Source organism: Massilia niastensis DSM 21313 (genome assembly GCF_000382345.1).
Lineage (GTDB): Bacteria > Pseudomonadota > Gammaproteobacteria > Burkholderiales > Burkholderiaceae_D > Telluria > Telluria niastensis.
In genome coordinates this window covers 104,182-120,336 of record NZ_KB908085.1, presented here as the reverse complement: position 1 = coordinate 120,336, position 16,155 = coordinate 104,182, and the positions used below count along the sequence as shown (strand labels likewise).

The window sequence follows — 16,155 nt, the reverse complement described above, 5'->3', positions numbered from 1 at the left end:
CACTCCAGTATTCTTCAATTTTGTCCGACGGCGGCGTGGTGATTGCGGTGCACGACCACGACGTTCTGTTCTTTCTGCTTCTGCTGGTCGACCAGGTCTTGCAGCGAGACCGAATCGAGATAGTCGACCATCTTCTCGTTCAGCGTGGTCCACAGCTCGTGGGTCATGCAGCGGGTGCCGGTTGCGGCATCGGCGCCGTGGCAGTTTTCCTTGCCGCCGCACTGGGTGGCATCGAGCGGCTCGTCGACCGCGATGATGATGTCGGCCACCGTCACCTTGTCGGCCGGACGCGCGAGGCTGTAGCCGCCGCCCGGGCCGCGGATCGATTCGACGATCTCGTGGCGGCGCAGCTTGCCGAACAGCTGCTCCAGGTAGGACAGCGAAATCGCCTGGCGCTGGCTGATGCCCGACAGCGTGACCGGACCGTTGCCCTGGCGGAGGGCAAGGTCGATCATCGCGGTAACAGCAAAACGGCCCTTGGTGGTCAGACGCATCACAACCCCGGTTAGTGTTAAAATATTGCCCTTGTTCAAACAATCCATGTGCCTTGCATGGCTTGCAAAAATCCGGATTAGTTGAACGATTTAGTCAAGTATAGCAAAACACGGGCGTCTTGTCTTGAAGACCCCAAAAACGGCGCCTGGCGCTTTCTTCCGAATTTTTTCCGGCGCGCCCGCGCCGCCCTTCCCTTCCATTCGAGCAGCCTGCCTTGCGCCGGCGTTTATTGTGACCTGAGCAAGTCCATCGGGCCGAACAGTTGCTGCATGCCCTGGTGCTGGATGAAGGACAGGTTGTAGGGATGTTCCGCGACGACCTGCGGCAGGGCGGCGGTTTCCGGCAACTTTCGGAGCTGCTCGGCGATCTTTCCCCACAGGATCAGGGTCGGCGGCGCCGGGCGCGCCGCCAGGGCCGCCAGTACGGTCTGCAGGAAGGGTTGCCAGGCGCGGGCGTCGATGGCCGGGGCGACGGTGGAGCGGAACACCAGCGCGGCGTTCAGCAGCAGGAAGCCGTTGCGGGTCAGGTTTTCCTGCAGTTGCGCGAGGGTCCGGATCGAGCCGTCGCTGCGCGCGCTCGACGCCACCGGCGCCATGGCCGCGCCGCCGGTGTCGTGCGCCTGCAGGCGCCCCGAGGCCACCAGCAGCATCTTCATGAAGTTGCGCAGCGAGGTGGCGCGGTTGACCGGCTTGGACAGGCCGCTGTCGCACCACAGTTCGCCCACCGCGCCATCCATGAAGCATACCCCCGTGGCGCTCTCGGCGCGCGGGTAGGGTCCCTCCCCCACCAGCACGTAGCGCACCTGGTCCAAGGGCAGGGCGAAGGCCGCGAACAGGCGGTGTTCGGTGGGCAGGTAAGCGTCGACCGCCAGCGCCGGCAGGTAGCCGGGGTTGGCCCGGGCCATGGCGTCCAGGCCCTGCTCGAGGATCGTGCGCCAGGAGGCGTGGGCCAGGTCGAGGGCTTGCAGGATGGGGGCGGGGATGGCGGAGGTTGGCATGGCGGGCTGCGCGCTGAAAAATGGCGCGATTGTAGCGCAAGGCGCATCGCGGGGCCGTTCGCCAATGACGGCATCGGCGCCAGGAGCCATCGGGAGCATCCACGCTGATTCGGGCACCCATTCCCGTATTCAATCTGGCGTCCGACTTTCCCGATTCGGCGCATGATCTCCATGCTGCCCACCCCGGGCAATCGACCAATCGCGAGGAGATCCTTCATGCAAACCATTCAAGAAATCATGACCCCCAACGTACAAACGATTTCGCCCCAGGAAACCGTCCAGCGCGCTGCGCAGCTGATGGACGAATTGAACGTCGGCGCGATCCCGGTCTGCGACGGCGACCGGCTGGTGGGCATGATCACCGATCGCGACATCACCGTGCGCTCGACCGCCGCCGGCCAGTCGCCGGACCGGACCCATGTGAGCGACGTCATGAGCACCGACGTGCGCACCTGCTTCAGCACCCAGAGCGTCGACGAGGTGCTGGGCCAGATGGGCGACGTCCAGATCCGCCGCGTGCCGGTGATCGACGAGAAGTCGCACCAGCTGGTGGGCATCGTTTCGCTGGGCGACATGGCGACCAGGCACTCGGCCAGCGTCGACCGCGCGCTCGACGAGATCTCGAGCCCGTCCGAGCCCGACCGCACGCCGACCCAGCACTGAACGCAGGCCATGCCATCGGCGCAGGCCGATGGCATGGCGCCTACGTCCGCTTGTTCCCGCTTGCTCCCGCTTGTTCCCGCTTGTTCCCGCTTATTCCGTGTCGGGCTGCTGCGACGGATGCGCGGACTTGAACGCCGGCAGCTCGATGCACAGCGAATTGATGCGGCAGATGTTCGGATAGGCCGCCACGTCGATGTCGAAGCGCTGCGCATTGAACACCTGCGGCACCAGGAAGCAGTCGGCGATGGTCGGATGGTCGCCATGGCAGAACGGTCCCGCGCCGGGATCGCGCGCCAGGTGCGCCTCGAGCGAGCGGAAGCCTTCGATGATCCAGTGGCGGTACCACTCCTTCTTGCCCTGCTCGTCCAGGCCGTGGTGCTTGACCAGGTAGCCCAGCACGCGCAGGTTGTTGAGAGGATGGATGTCGCAGGCGATGACCTGCGCCAGCTCGCGCACGCGCGCCCGTCCCGCCGCATCCTGCGGCAGCAGCGCCGGCTGGGGATGCGTCTCTTCCAGGTATTCGATGATCGCCATCGACTGGCTCAGCGTGATCCAGTCGTCCTGGAAGGACGGCACCAGCCCGCTCGGATTGATGTTGCGGTACGCATCCTGGAGCTGCTCCCCGCCGCCCCGCAGCAGGTGCACCGGCACCGCCTCGTACGGCAGGCCCTTCAGGTTCAGCGCGATCCGCACGCGGTACGCGGCCGAACTGCGGAAATAGGTGTAGAGCTTCATCCATGCCTCCTGTGGTAGGGCGCGACTTCCTGGTCGATGGCGCCGAAGATGCTGGCGCCGCTGTCGTCGAGCATTTCGATGCGCACCGTGTCGCCGTAGCGCAGGAATGGCGTCGCCGGGGCGCCCTGCTCGATGGTTTCGTACATCCGCACTTCGGCCAGGCAGCAGTAGCCGACGCCGCCGTTGGCGATGCTCGAACCGTGCAGGTTGCCCTGCTTGTTGGAGACCGTGCCCGAGCCGACGATGCTGCCGGCGCCCAGTTCGCGCGTCTTCGCCGCATGGGCGATGAGCTGGGCGAAGCTGAAGGTCATGTCTTCGCCGGCGTTCGGGCGGCCGAACGGGGTTTCGTTGAGCGTGACCAGCAGCGGCAGGTGCAGCTTGCTGTCGCGCCAGGCCTTGCCCAGCTCGTCGGGCGTCACCGCCACCGGCGAGAACGCGCTGGCCGGCTTCGACTGGAAGAAGCCGAAGCCCTTGGCCAGTTCGTTCGGAATCAGGTTGCGCAGCGAAACGTCATTCACCAGCATGACCAGGCGGATCGCCTTCGCTGCCTCGTCGACGCTGGCGCCCATCGGCACGTCGCCCGTGACCACCGCCACCTCGGCCTCCAGGTCCACGCCCCAGTCCTCCGACTGCACCGCGATCGGGTCCCACGGACCGACGAAGGAATCCGAGCCGCCCTGGTACATCAGCGGGTCGGTGTAGAACGACGGCGGCACTTCGGCGTTGCGCGCCTTGCGCACCAGCTCGACGTGGTTGATGTAGGCCGAGCCGTCGCACCACTGGTAGGCGCGCGGCAGCGGCGAGTGGCTCTCCTCTTCGAGGAAGGACTCGGCCTTGTCGGCGGTGCCGGCATTGAGCTGGTCGTAGATGTGCTGGAGGCGCGGGGCGATGTTGTCCCAGTCGTCCAGCGCCTGCTGGAGGGTATGGGCGATGCGCGGCACGGCCTGGCAGGTGATGAGATCGCGGCTGACGACGACCAGGGTGCCGTCGCGGCCGCCCGTTTTGAGAGTGGCGAGCTTCATGTTGTTTCCTTCCAAGAATCTTTAGACGCCATTACAAATCAAAACGTACTATCATTCAAACAGTATTTTTCATCCGATTTATCGGACTATCTTATGAATCCTACCCTGCGCCAGATGCGCGCCTTCGTCGCTGTCGCCCGGACAGGACACTTTACGCTGGCGGCGCAGACCCTGCACGTGACGCAGTCGGCGCTGTCCGGCCTGATCAAGGAACTGGAACAGACACTCGGCGCACGCGTGATCGATCGCAGCACGCGCAAGATCAGCCTGACCGACATCGGGCGCGAACTCTATCCGCTATTTAGCCAGATGATCGATGACCTCGACGGTGCGCTGGCTAACGTGGCCGACCACACGCGGCTCAAGAAGGGGCTGGTGCGCATCACGGCGCCACAGCTGCTGTCCTGCACCCTGCTGCCGGAAGTGATCGCCGCCTACCAGGCGCTGCACCCCGAGATCCAGGTGCGGCTGGCCGATACGGCGGTCGAGAGCGTGATCACGCGCGTGCTCTCCGGCGAGGCCGACTTCGGTATCGGCCCGGAACGCGACCCGGCCCCGCAGCTGGAAGCGCGCCTGCTGTTCGAGATGCCCTTCGCCCTGGTGTTCCCGAAGGGGCACGAACTGGCGCGCCAGGCGCGCGTCACCTGGCGCGACGTGGCGCGCTATCCGTTCATCTCGCTGCAGGGGCAGTTCACCGAGCGCCTGCTCGACGACATGCATGGGACATTGCGCGACGCATCGCTCAAACCCGCGCTCAAGCCGGCCAACGAGGTCACCTTCATGACCACGGCGCTGGCGATGGCCAGCGCGGGCCTCGGCGTGACCGCCTGCCTGCCCTATGCACAGCAGCTGGCGACGCTGTACGGACTGGAGATGCGCCCGCTCGAGGAGCCGGTGCTGACGCGCCGCTTCTTCGTCTACACGCGCCCGGGACGCTCGCTGTCGCCGGCGGCGGAGAGCTTCATCGACTTCCTGTTCGATTATGTGCAGCGCACGCGCGATTAGCCTGCCCGTCCTGTGAGGCCGGCAGGGCCGCGCTACAATGCAGGGCATCGTCTTTTGCCGGAATCCACGATGTCCCTCAACACCATTGCGATCAACCAGCGCATGGACAAGTTCGACAACCACGACAGTGTCTGGCTGTTCGGCTATGGTTCGCTGATCTTCAAGGCCGATTTCCCCTTCATCGAGCGCCGCCCGGCGTGCATCGGCGGCTGGACCCGCCGCTTCTGGCAGGGCTCGCACGACCACCGCGGCACCGAGACCGCGCCGGGGCGGGTCGTGACCCTGGCGCCGGAGCCCGGCGGCCGCTGCCACGGCATGGCCTACCTCGTCACGCCCGAAGAATTCGCCCACCTCGACCACCGCGAGAAGAACGGCTACCTGCGCCTGGCGACCGAGATGCATTTCGAGGACGGCGGCAGCGCCGAGGGAATCGTGTATATCGCCACCCACGAGAACGAAGCCTATCTCGGACCGGCGAGCGAGCATGACATCGCGCGCCAGATCGCGGGCGCGCGCGGTCCGAGTGGCCCGAACAGCGAATACCTGCTGGAGCTGGCCAAGGCGCTACGCGACCTGGGCAAGCCCGATCCGCACGTGTTCGAGATCGAACGCCACCTGGCGACCTTCGGGATCAGGCAGCCGCAGGAATAAACCTTGCGCGCTGCGCCGCCCGCAGCGCGGCGAGCACCCGGGTGACGCGCGCCGCGCGTTCCTGCACGCTGCCCGTCAGGACGGTATGGGCGATGCCGCGCGCGGCCAGGTCGTCCAGCACCAGCCGCTGGATGCGTGAGCGCCAGCCGGCGTTCTCGCGCACGCCCGGCTCTTCCTCGTAGGGGATGTCGTCGGCGCAGACGAAATGGTGCAGGTAGCGCGTGCGGCAGTCCTCGGCATGGCGCAGCAGCGCCGGCGGGACCGGTTCCGGCACCTGGCCGAAGCAGCGCCCGAGCAGCAGGGTCGTCAGCGCATTGGTATCGACGAACACATACGGTCCCTCCGCCTCCGCGACGGCGGCGTCCTCGGCCTCGCGGTGCCGCTCCGAGATCTCGACATAGTCGCCGGCATCCAGGATGCCCTGCTTTTCCTCCCAGATGAAGCGCCCGATCTCGGGCACGAACCCGGCATGCAGTTCATGCGCCAGATGCTGCGCCAGGGTCGACTTCCCGGTCGACTCGGCGCCGACGAACACCACCATCTCCGCGCCCTGGTGCGAGGCGCCCTGCTGTTCCATGCGTGCTTCCTGCTGATATGGGACCACCATCCTAGCCGAGTCGCTCCGCAAGCTCAACTTCCATGGCGGTCCCTGTTCTCGCCTCCTACAGCGGCAGCACGGCCTTCACATGGAACTGCTCCCCGCGCGGCCGGTTGCGCACCCCGAACTCGCGCTGCAGCTTGGCGGTCAGGAACCATCCCTTGCCGCTGTCGTACTTCAGCACCGGCCCCACCGCAAAGGCGCGCGCCCGTCCCGCGGCGCCGGGCCCCGTATCGTCACCGAACTGCCGGTACCCATGCCCGCCCAGCCCCGCCACCCAGCCATTCCCGAAGCCCCAGCCCAGCGCATAATCGGCGTGCAGCGCGCGGCCCGAACGGGTACCGGTATCGCGGTTGCTGCGGTTGAAGTCGACCATGGCCTTCAGGTCCAGGTTCCATCCCCGCGCCTTGACGTAGCTGAGCGCCAGCACCGGCTGCACCGTCCACACATTCTTACCCAGGCTCGCAGGATCGTCGCGCGCGTAGCGGCCGGTGGGCGCCACCACATCCAGCGACACCAGGTAGTGCAGGCTGGGCGAGGCGTGATAGCCGAGCGCCGCGCCGAAGGTCATGTCCCCCAGCCCGCTGCTCTTCCAGCGCCCGGCGCCGGCGCGCACATCCACGTCCAGCAGCGGCGCCACCGCATGGAAGGCCAACTGCCCGCCCAGCAAGGTGCGCCCGGTCACCCATACCAGCCGCGGCGCGACCACGCCCACCCGGACCCCGAAGTTGGGAACGTCCACCCGCTTCCCTTCCCCGTCGCGCACCGAGTCGTAGCGCAGGTGGCCGCCGTAGGCGATGCCGTACAGGCCCGGCGGCGGCAGGGCGCCGGACATGAAGTTCTCCAGGCCGTCGGGATACACCCCCAGGCCGGCGCCTTCCGTGGCGCAGGCAGCGCCGCAAGCCAGCATCAGTGCGGGTGCAATCATGGTTGTTCGTTGCATGTCGTCTCCTCTGTTGTGTTGTCATGGCGGCAAACGAGTACGCAACGACCGTGCCATGCCTGCGCAGGGCGGATAGGCGCGGTTCCCGGCCCGGCACTTCATCATTTGGTGAGGCTGGCTTCATCAAATGATCAGGCGCCGGGGGCCGAAAAAATGCCCGCTGACGAGGCGCTGCAACTGTGGCACCATTGCCCGACAAGATTGATAAACCAACTGGAGTCGTTGCAGTGGAGACCCCGCAGTTACCATCCAACGAGGATCTGCTGGCGCAGATCCGTTTCGATCCCGACCAGGGCACGATCTGGCTGCACGAGCAGCGCGTGATGCTCAACCAGGCCGCCGCCTGGGGCCTGCTGCGCGATGAACTGGTGGAGAGCATCGGCATCCAGCGCGCCCGCGCGCTGCTGATGCGCTTCGGGTACCAGTCCGGCCTGCGCGACGCGGAGCTCGCGCGCAAGCTGCGCCCCGACCTGCCGACCGAGGAGGCCTTCATGGTGGGCCCGCAGCTGCACAGCATACGCGGGCTGGTGCACGTCATTCCGCTGGAGCTGGATTTCGACCTGGACAAGGGAAGCTTCTTCGGCCGCTTCGAATGGCGCAATTCCTTCGAGGCCCAGGTCTACCTCCAGCATCACGACATCAGCAAGGATCCGGTATGCTGGAGCCAGCTGGGCTACGCCAGCGGCTACACCACCTACTTCATGGGCCGCCCCATCATCTACAAGGAAGTCGCCTGCGCCGGCTGCGGCAGCGCGCACTGCGAAATCGTCGGCAAGCCCGCCGAGGAATGGGAAGACCACGCCGAGACGGAGCAGCTACTGCTGCGCAATTCCATCGCCGAAGAGCTGTTCGCCCTGCAAAGCCAGGTAAGCGAACTGCAGGAGACCATCCGGGCCGGCAAGCAGGACACCCTGGCCAATTCCGTCGGGCGCTCGCGCGCCTTCAGGGAAGCCAGCCAGCTGATACGCCGCGCGGCCGCCAGCCGCGCCAATGTGCTGCTGCTGGGCGAGACCGGCGTGGGCAAGGAAGTGTTCGCACGCGGCCTGCACGCCGCCTCGCCGCGCGCGGGCCAGCCCTTCGTGGCGATCAACTGCGCCTGCATCCCGCCGGACCTGATCGAGGCGGAACTGTTCGGGGTGGAGAAAGGCGCGTATACCGGCGCCGCGGTCAGCCGCCCCGGCAAGTTCGAGCGGGCCGACCGGGGCACCATCTTCCTCGACGAAGTGGTCGAACTGTCCCCGCGCGCCCAGGCCTCGCTGCTGCGCGTGCTGCAGGAAGGGGAACTGGAACGGGTGGGCGGCACGCACAGCCACAGGATCGACGTGCGCATCGTGGCCGCCACCAACGAGGACCTGAAAGAGGCCGTGGCGAAGGGGAAGTTCAGGGCCGACCTGTACTACCGCCTGAACGTCTACCCGGTCCACATACCGCCCCTGCGCGAGCGCACCGATGATATCGCCCTGCTGACGGAGCACTTCATCAGCAAGTACAACACCATGTACAACAAGCGCACGCTGGGCGTCTCGGACAAGACCATGCAGGCGCTGATGCACTACCAGTGGCCGGGCAACATCCGCGAACTGGAGAACATGATCGAGCGCGGCGTCATCCTCACCGACAGCAACCAGATGATCGACGTGCACGTGCTGTTCCCCGCGCTGGCCGAACCCGGCGGCATGAAAGCCGTCGCCCCTTCCGGCCGCCTGCAGGCGCCGCCCGCCCCTGCCGCGAAGGCCGGCCCCGACGAACTGTGCGAACGGCTGCTCGGCGAGGACTTCAGCCTGAACCGCCTCGAAGCGCGCCTGATCCGCACCGCCATGGCCAAGGCCGACGGCAACATCACCCACGCCGCCCGCCTGCTCGGCATCACGCGTCCGCAACTGGCCTATCGGCTGGACAAGCTCAACGGCCTCAAATAAGCCCCCGCCCGCCCGGCATCACCCCGGGCGTTTTTCTTCCCTCCCGCGCATTTGAAGGCCCCGCCCCAGGGCATTCGGGGTCAGATCTGTCATTCGGACATGGACGCACAAGCCTTGCGAAATCTCAGAACGGTTCTAAGCATGTTGAGACCTTTTTCGTCTTTCCGACATTGTCCGTGATGCGCAGGTTCCGGTGACAACTGTGAGCCGAGCATTGACGAGTTTTGGATAAAAAACTCAGCATTTTGAGATAGAGCAAAGGTGCTCGATCGGTGTCCGAATGACAGACCTGACCCTGAATGTCGCTCTTCCGCGCCCGGCGTCGCCCCTGCCTGCGCATTTGCTGAAGGCCCCGCCTCGGCACCTCATGAAATCATGAACCCGCGCGCTGTCCCAAGCCGGGGTCTGGCGCTGCTTCACTTGTAAATTCAAGGACTTACCTCCCTGGCACGCGCATTGCTAAACAGCTGTGGCGGCACCAGAAAAAACAGGAGGAGACATGCATCAAGCACCCCACGTACCCAGCCGCTTCGTGCGCGTGACCTCGCGCGACGCCGGCTGGGTGCAGTTCGAATTTTCCATCGGCGACCCGGACCTGTGCGTGGAACTCACCATGCGTCCGGCGCAATACGAAGCCTTCCTGCGCCAGCAGCACGCCATCGTCCTGCCGGACGCCTCACCCGCGCAGCTCGAGCACGAACGGCGCCACTGGCACGACAGCGTCCCGGGCAGCGCAGAAACAGCCCGCGACTACAACACCTAGGAGACAACAGCATGCAAATCGACATTCGGACAGACAGCATCAAGCCGGTGCGGCAGACCTTCGCCCACATCGCCCGCCGGCTGGGTGCGGACAAGCCGGCCACCCGCTACCAGGAAGCGATGTTCGACCTGCAGCCTGAAACCAGCTTCCATTACCGCCCGCTGTGGCAGCCGCAGTACGAGCTGTACGACAGGCGCCGCACCGCGGTCGTCATGGCGGACTGGTATGCGCTGAAGGACCCGCGCCAGTTCTACTACGGCACCTGGGTGAACACCCGCGCGCGCCAGCAGGAATCGATGGAAAGGAACCTGGAGTTCATCGAACAGCGCGCCCTGCTGGCCAGCCTGCCCGACGATGTGAGGGAGCTGCTGGCCTCCACCGTGGTCGTGCTGCGGCATGCCGAGTGGGCCGCCAACATGAACAACGCGTCCATCACCGCCTACGGCTACGGCTCCGCCATCACGGAAGCGTCCATGTTCCACACCATGGACCGCCTGGCCCTGGCCCAGTACCTCACCCGCATCGGCCTGCTCATCGGCGGCAAGCCCGCGGTCGACGCAGCCAAGGCCGCATGGCTGCAGGACCCGGCATGGCAGCCCACCCGCCATGCGGTGGAAGACCTGCTGGTGCGCCAGGACTGGTTCGAGCTGTTCGTCGCGCAGAACCTGGTGTTCGACGCCCTGGTCTACCCGCTGTTCTACCAGAAGCTCGACACCCAGCTGGCGACCCGGCACGGCCCCTCCTACGCCCTGGCCACCGACTTCATGCAGGCGTGGTACGCGGAGACCACCCGCTGGGTCGATGCGGTGGTGAAGACCGCCGCCCAGGAAAGCAGCGCCAACGCAGCCGTCCTCTCGCGCTTCGCCTTCGAATGGCTGGACCGCTTCGCCGGCGCGCTGGCGCCCATCGCCGGCCGCCTGTTCGGCGAGGACGGCGGCGACGTGCTGGCGGCCGTCTCGGCGCCGCTGGAGAAACGCCTGGCCACCCTTGGCCTCACCCGCGAAGGAGCCGCATCGTGAGCACCCAACTCGTCTTCATCGCCCTGCAGACCAACGACGACACCCGTTCCATCATCGACGCCATCGAGGCCGACAACCCGCACGCCACCGTGCACCGCTACCCGGCCATGGTGAAGATCGATGCGCCGGGCCGCCTGGAGATCAACCGCGCCACCATCGAAGACCTGATCGGCCGCAACTGGGACATGCAGGAACTGCAGCTGGGCCTGATCTCACTGGCCGGCAACATCGACGAAACCGAAGACCAGTTCGTGCTGGCCTGGCGCTGAATACAACAAAGGAGACAAGCAATGAACACCGTAACCAAGGCAGCGCCGGACCAGGCGACCGCCAAGCCGGCGGCCAAGATGTCCTTGAAGGACAAGTACGCCCTGCTGACCCGCGACCTGGGCTGGGACACCAGCTACCAGGCGATGGACGCCGTCTTCCCGCACGATACATTCGAAGGCATCGTCATCCACAACTGGGACGGCTGGGAGGATCCCTTCCGCATGACCATGGACGCCTACTGGAAATTCCAGTCCGAGAAAGAGCGCAAGCTGTACGCCATCATCGACGCCTTCCAGCAGAACAACGGCCAGCTGAACGTCACGGACGCGCGCTATGTGAACGCGCTCAAGCTGTTCCTGACCGGGGTCTCGCCGCTGGAATACGCCGCCCACCGCGGCTTCGCCATGGCCGGCCGCAACCTGCGCGGCGCGGGCGCCCGCGTGGCCTGCCAGATGCAGTCGGTGGACGAACTGCGCCACTGCCAGACCCAGGTCCACACCATCAGCCAGTACAACAAGTTCTTCAACGGCTTCGCGGACTGGCGCCACATGCACGACCGCCTGTGGTACCTGTCGGTGCCCAAGTCCTACTTCGAGGACGCGATGACGGCCGGCCCGTTCGAGTTCATCACCTCGATCTCGTTCTCGTTCGAATACGTGCTGACCAACCTGCTGTTCATGCCCTTCATGTCCGGCGCGGCCTACAACGGCGACATGGCCACCGTCACCTTCGGCTTCTCCGCCCAGTCCGACGAATCGCGCCACATGACGCTCGGCCTGGAAGTCGTGAAGTTCATGCTGGAGCAGGATCCGGCCAACCTGCCGATCATCCAGAAGTGGGTGGACAAGTGGTTCTGGCGCGGCTACCGCCTGCTCACCCTGGTGTCGATGATGATGGACTACATGCTGCCGAAGCGCGTGATGAGCTGGAAGGAAGCCTGGGAGATCTACTTCGAGCAGAATGGCGGCGCCCTGTTCGCGGACCTGGCCCGCTACGGAATACGCATGCCCAAGTACCACGAGCAGGCCGCGCAGGAAAAGGACCACCTGTCGCACATCGCCTGGTCGATCTTCTACAACTTCAACCACGCCGCCGCCTTCCACACCTGGGTGCCGGAGGAAAGCGAGCTGGCATGGCTGAAGGAACAGTATCCGGACAGCTTCGAACAGCATTACCTGCCGCGCCTGCGCTACTGGCAGGAACAGCAGAAGGCCGGCAAGCGCTGGTCCAATCCTGGCCTGCCGATGCTGTGCCAGGTGTGCCAGATCCCGATGGCCTTCCCCGAGCCGGGCGACCCGACGCAGATCTGCTACCGCGAAGCGAAGCACAAGGGCGACAGCTACCACTTCTGCTCGGACGGCTGCTGCGACATCTTCAAGGACGAGCCGGAGAAGTACGTGCAGGCCTGGCTGCCGGTGCACCAGATCTTCCAGGGCAATTGCGGCGGCCCGACGCTGCCGGAGGTGCTGGACTGGTACCACCTGAAACCCGAAGACGCCGGCGACTACGCCGAATCCGCGGACCGCGCCAACTGGGAGCGCTGGACCGCCAACACCAACAACAACGACAGCGCCGCCTGAGCGGCACGCGAGGAGACCATCATGCCAGTGATCGCATTAGCACCCGACTACCAGGGCGAAGTCCGCGACCGCGTCGAGAACTTCCACGGCAACCAGCTCGTGTACTTCGGGTGGGACCGCCACATGCTGTTCTGCAGCCCGTTCACCCTGCCCCTGCCGCCCGCCATGCCGTTCAGGGCGCTGGTGAGCGAGGTGCTGCAGCCGCTGCTGGCGGCGCACCCCGAAGGCGCCTCCATCGACTGGAACACGGCCAGCTGGCTGCGCTCCGGCGAACCCTTCATGCCCGACCTCGACGCCAGCCTGGCCGCCAACGGCCTGGGCCACAAATCCGTGCTGCGCCTGCGAACCCCGGAACTCACCGGCATCGGCGGCAGCGGCAACTGAAGGAGAGCAGCATGAGCTACCAACTGACGATCGAGCCGCTGGGCCAGACGGTCGACGTGGCCGAAGGCCAGACCATCCTGGACGCCTGCCTGCGTGCGGGCGTGTGGCTGCCGCACGCCTGCGGCCACGGCCTGTGCGGCACCTGCAAGGTGCAGACCAGCGGCGGAGAGCTGGAACACGGCGAGGCCTCGCCCTTTGCGCTGATGGACTTCGAGCGCGACGAGGGCAAGTGCCTGGCCTGCTGCGCCACGGTGCAGTCGGACATCACCATCGAGGCCGACATCGATCCGGATCCGGATGCGCAATGCCTGCCGCTGATGGACTACCGGGCCAGGGTTGCGCGCATCGACACGCTGACCCCGACCATCAAGGGCGTCTTCCTCGAGATCGAGGGCGGCGACACGCTGCCCTACCAGCCGGGCCAGTACGTGAACCTGTGGCTGGCCGGCGAGGCGGCGCCGCGCGCCTTCTCGATCGCCTCGGCGCCATCGTCGAATGAAATCGAGCTGAACATCCGGCTGGTGCCGGGCGGGAAAGTCACCTCCTACGTCCACGAGCAGCTGGCGGTCGGCGACAACGTGATGCTGTCGGGACCGCAGGGCCGGTTCTTCGTCCGCAAGAGCGATCCGCGCCCCCTGCTGTTCATCGCCGGCGGCTCCGGGCTGTCCAGCCCGCGCTCGATGGTCCTGGACCTGCTGGAATCGGGCGACACCCGCCAGATTCGCCTGATCCAGGGCGCGCGCACGCTGGACGAGCTGTATTACCGGGCCGAGTTCGAGCAACTCAGCGCGCGCCACCCGAACTTCGAGTACCTGCCGGTCTTGTCGAGCGAGCCGGCGGCGTCAGGCTGGACTGGTGAACGCGGCTACGTGCATGAGCTGGCGGCGCGCCGCTTCGGCCAGGACTTCCGCGGCTGGCGCGCCTACCTGTGCGGCCCGCCGCCGATGATCGAAGCCAGCATCTCGGCCCTGATGCAGGGACGGCTGTTCGAGAAGGACATCTTCACCGAAAAATTCCTGTCCGCGGCCGATGCCGGACAAGGCGCGCGCAGCCCGCTGTTCCGGGCGCTGTGAGCGAGTTACATTATTCATACCAACCAGGAGACCACCATGGACAAGCAAGCCATCGAAGCACTGCTGAGCAAGATCGAAAGCACCGAAACCGCCAGCGGCAATCCGCGCGTGCAGGCCATCGTCAACCGCATCGTGCGCGACCTGTGCCTGACGATCGAAGAGCTGGACATCCAGCCCGATGAATTCTGGAGCGCCGCCAGCTACATGACCGAGGCCGGCCGCAACGGCGAATGGGGACTGATCGCGGCGGGACTGGGTATCGAACACTTCCTGGACCTGCGCATGGACGAGGCGGAAGCGCGCCAGGGCGTGTCGGGCGGCACTCCGCGCACGATCGAAGGACCGCTGTACGTCGCCGGCGCGCCCGAATCGCTGGGCAGCGCGCGCCTGGACCAGGACGAGCAGCCCGGCGAGGTGCTGTTCATGGGGGGCCAGGTGCGCGGCGCGGACGGCAAGCCGGTCGCCGGCGCGCTGGTGGAAGTGTGGCAGGCCAACCACCTGGGCCGCTATTCCTTCTTCGATCCGAGCCAGAGCCCGTACAACCTGCGGCGCTCGATCCGTACCGACGCCGACGGCCGCTACCGTTTCCGCAGCAAGGTCCCGGTGGGCTACAGCGTGCCGCCGGGCGGCTCCACCGACAAGCTGCTCAAGCTGCTGGGCCGCCACGGCACCCGTCCGGCGCACATCCACTTCTTCGTGACCGCGCCGGGCCACCGCAAGCTGACCACGCAGATCAACATCGAGAACGATCCCTACCTGTGGGACGACTTCGCCTTCGCCACCCGCGAAGGCCTGGTGCCGGAGATGAAGAAGGTGGAGGATCCGGCCGCGCTGCGCGCCCGGGAGGTCGATGCGCCCTACTACACGATCGAGTTCGATTTCGGGCTGCACGCGGAGAAGGAAGGCCTGCCCGCCGACCACATCGAGCGCGCGCACTTCCAGGCGTGAGCGGAGAGGACAGGCGTAAAGCCTGTCCTCCGCAGTAGAGCGCATCCATGACAAATCCCCTCGTCAGGATGAAAAAACCGGATTCACCCCCGCATCGGCACTCAGAATGCGTGTGACATCCCCACGCCAAACGCCGTGCGCCCATCCTGGCGCGCGTCGCGCTTGCGTCCCAGGCTGGCGTACAGCACGGTGCGCCGGGACAAGGCATGGTCCGCGCCCAGCGAGGCGACATAGTTGGTGTCCGCATTCAGGCGCTGACGGCTGTAGCCCGCCTTCAGCGTGGTCCGGCCCAGCCGGTAGGTCGCTGACAAGGTGGCAGAACGCGATATGCCGCTGTCGTCGAAGGTGCGGCTATCGTCGTAAGCGGCCATGACTGCCGCGGCGCCGAAAGTGAGTTTGCCTGCCACGAAGGCATTGTTGTCTCCAACGCTGTTGCGCTCGAAGGCCGCCATCAGAAGCACGGCCTTGCGTTCATATTCCAGCACGGCGGAATACGGCCGGCCCGTGGCGCCCGGTTCACGCTGGCGCTCGGGAGACCCGCTCAAGCGCAGCGTGAAGCCGCCCACCATCGGTGAGTCGTAAAACATGCCGTTGTTCAGCCGGCCATACTCTGCCGTGCCGTTGTTGGCGAAAGGATCGCTGGGCGTGAGGTAATGCCAGTGCTGCCAGGCCGGCGAGGCGATGCGGTTGTAGTTAGCCCAAGGATCGAACTTCCAGTCCTGTGCCCACATCGCCGTCATCGCACGCCCCACACGCACCGTTCCCCAGCCGCCTTTCAGGCCCACGGTCGCTTCGTCGTGCCAGAAGGGCTTGAAACCCGCGCCTTCGCTGATGCCGGTATCCAGTTCCACGCGGGTGCTCATGCGAAACACGGCTTTCACACCTCCGCCCAGATCCTCGAATCCCGAGAAGGCGATATTGCTGCGCTGGACGGTGCCCACCTGGTTCACACCGTCGAAGCCGTGAAACACGCCGAGATCGAGCATGCCGTTGACGGAGACGGCGGCTTGCGCCCGGGCGGGCGTCGACGACGCCAGCGTGCCAAGGACGGCACAGGCCAGCAGCAGGGCTTGATTGCGGTGCATGTTGA

General features: G+C 66.0%; 18 protein-coding genes. 11 read left to right on the top strand and 7 right to left on the bottom strand.

Annotated elements, in window-relative coordinates:
- Positions 1-14: 14 nt before the first annotated feature.
- Both iscR and H162_RS0108160 read right to left on the bottom strand, forming a co-directional pair.
- Positions 15-494 carry a Fe-S cluster assembly transcriptional regulator IscR gene (gene iscR / locus H162_RS0108165; RefSeq protein ID WP_020652967.1) on the bottom strand — a complete coding sequence of 160 codons (480 nt, stop codon included), beginning with the start codon at positions 492-494 and terminating at the stop codon, positions 15-17.
- Positions 495-721: 227 nt separating this feature from the next.
- Entirely contained in the window at positions 722-1,492 is a 771-nt protein-coding gene (locus tag H162_RS0108160; RefSeq protein ID WP_020652966.1) for a uracil-DNA glycosylase family protein, read from the bottom strand.
- Positions 1,493-1,708: 216 nt separating this feature from the next.
- On the opposite strand from H162_RS0108160, the gene H162_RS0108155 reads away from it, so the two are divergent.
- Positions 1,709-2,155, top strand: a complete 447-nt coding sequence (locus H162_RS0108155) for a CBS domain-containing protein (protein WP_026354395.1) — start codon at positions 1,709-1,711, stop codon at positions 2,153-2,155.
- Between the two features lie 90 nt (positions 2,156-2,245).
- Here H162_RS0108155 and maiA read toward each other — a convergent pair whose 3' ends face one another.
- Together maiA and H162_RS0108145 are read right to left on the bottom strand one after the other, a co-directional pair.
- A complete protein-coding gene (gene maiA / locus H162_RS0108150; protein ID WP_020652964.1) occupies positions 2,246-2,890 on the bottom strand; it encodes a maleylacetoacetate isomerase in 645 nt (214 codons plus the stop codon).
- The gene (locus tag H162_RS0108145) at positions 2,887-3,912 is read right to left on the bottom strand and encodes a fumarylacetoacetate hydrolase family protein (RefSeq protein WP_020652963.1); all 1,026 of its coding nucleotides are present in this window, start codon (positions 3,910-3,912) and stop codon (positions 2,887-2,889) included. Before H162_RS0108145 ends, maiA begins: the two co-directional genes overlap by 4 nt.
- 93 nt (positions 3,913-4,005) lie before the next feature.
- Between H162_RS0108145 and H162_RS0108140 the strand changes: the two genes are divergently transcribed.
- The gene (locus H162_RS0108140; protein ID WP_020652962.1) at positions 4,006-4,917 is read left to right on the top strand and encodes a LysR family transcriptional regulator; all 912 of its coding nucleotides are present in this window, start codon (positions 4,006-4,008) and stop codon (positions 4,915-4,917) included.
- Positions 4,918-4,986: 69 nt separating this feature from the next.
- A complete protein-coding gene (locus H162_RS0108135; RefSeq protein WP_020652961.1) occupies positions 4,987-5,568 on the top strand; it encodes a gamma-glutamylcyclotransferase in 582 nt (193 codons plus the stop codon).
- Here the strand turns inward: H162_RS0108135 and H162_RS0108130 are convergent.
- Both H162_RS0108130 and H162_RS0108125 read right to left on the bottom strand, forming a co-directional pair.
- Positions 5,549-6,145: an AAA family ATPase gene (locus H162_RS0108130; protein ID WP_020652960.1), complete on the bottom strand. Its 597-nt coding sequence runs from the start codon at positions 6,143-6,145 to the stop codon at positions 5,549-5,551. The two genes, H162_RS0108135 and H162_RS0108130, sit on opposite strands and share 20 nt — an antisense overlap.
- An 85-nt stretch (positions 6,146-6,230) precedes the next feature.
- Positions 6,231-7,109 (bottom strand): SphA family protein, encoded by an 879-nt coding sequence (locus tag H162_RS0108125; RefSeq protein ID WP_026354394.1) that lies wholly within the window; start codon positions 7,107-7,109, stop codon positions 6,231-6,233.
- 227 nt (positions 7,110-7,336) lie between these two features.
- On the opposite strand from H162_RS0108125, the gene H162_RS0108120 reads away from it, so the two are divergent.
- From H162_RS0108120 to catA, 8 genes are all read left to right on the top strand, one after another.
- On the top strand, positions 7,337-9,028 hold the full coding sequence (locus tag H162_RS0108120) for a sigma-54-dependent Fis family transcriptional regulator (RefSeq protein WP_020652958.1): 1,692 nt from the start codon (positions 7,337-7,339) through the stop codon (positions 9,026-9,028).
- Positions 9,029-9,527: 499 nt separating this feature from the next.
- Positions 9,528-9,791, top strand: a complete 264-nt coding sequence (locus tag H162_RS33145) for a phenol hydroxylase subunit (RefSeq protein WP_026354393.1) — start codon at positions 9,528-9,530, stop codon at positions 9,789-9,791.
- 11 nt (positions 9,792-9,802) lie between these two features.
- On the top strand, positions 9,803-10,810 hold the full coding sequence (locus H162_RS0108110; RefSeq protein WP_020652956.1) for an aromatic/alkene monooxygenase hydroxylase subunit beta: 1,008 nt from the start codon (positions 9,803-9,805) through the stop codon (positions 10,808-10,810).
- Positions 10,807-11,079 carry an MmoB/DmpM family protein gene (locus H162_RS0108105; protein ID WP_020652955.1) on the top strand — a complete coding sequence of 91 codons (273 nt, stop codon included), beginning with the start codon at positions 10,807-10,809 and terminating at the stop codon, positions 11,077-11,079. The genes H162_RS0108110 and H162_RS0108105 overlap by 4 nt, the downstream gene beginning before the upstream one ends.
- 21 nt (positions 11,080-11,100) lie before the next feature.
- Positions 11,101-12,660: an aromatic/alkene/methane monooxygenase hydroxylase/oxygenase subunit alpha gene (locus H162_RS0108100; protein ID WP_020652954.1), complete on the top strand. Its 1,560-nt coding sequence runs from the start codon at positions 11,101-11,103 to the stop codon at positions 12,658-12,660.
- A gap of 21 nt (positions 12,661-12,681) precedes the next feature.
- Complete coding sequence (locus H162_RS0108095) at positions 12,682-13,044, top strand: phenol hydroxylase subunit P4 (protein WP_020652953.1); 363 nt, start codon at positions 12,682-12,684, stop codon at positions 13,042-13,044.
- 11 nt (positions 13,045-13,055) lie between these two features.
- Positions 13,056-14,117: an NADH:ubiquinone reductase (Na(+)-transporting) subunit F gene (locus tag H162_RS0108090; protein WP_020652952.1), complete on the top strand. Its 1,062-nt coding sequence runs from the start codon at positions 13,056-13,058 to the stop codon at positions 14,115-14,117.
- Between the two features lie 36 nt (positions 14,118-14,153).
- Positions 14,154-15,065: a catechol 1,2-dioxygenase gene (catA, locus tag H162_RS0108085; protein WP_020652951.1), complete on the top strand. Its 912-nt coding sequence runs from the start codon at positions 14,154-14,156 to the stop codon at positions 15,063-15,065.
- Between the two features lie 101 nt (positions 15,066-15,166).
- On the opposite strand, the gene H162_RS0108080 is transcribed toward catA, so the two are convergent.
- Positions 15,167-16,150, bottom strand: a complete 984-nt coding sequence (locus tag H162_RS0108080; RefSeq protein ID WP_020652950.1) for a porin — start codon at positions 16,148-16,150, stop codon at positions 15,167-15,169.
- Positions 16,151-16,155 lie beyond the last annotated feature (5 nt).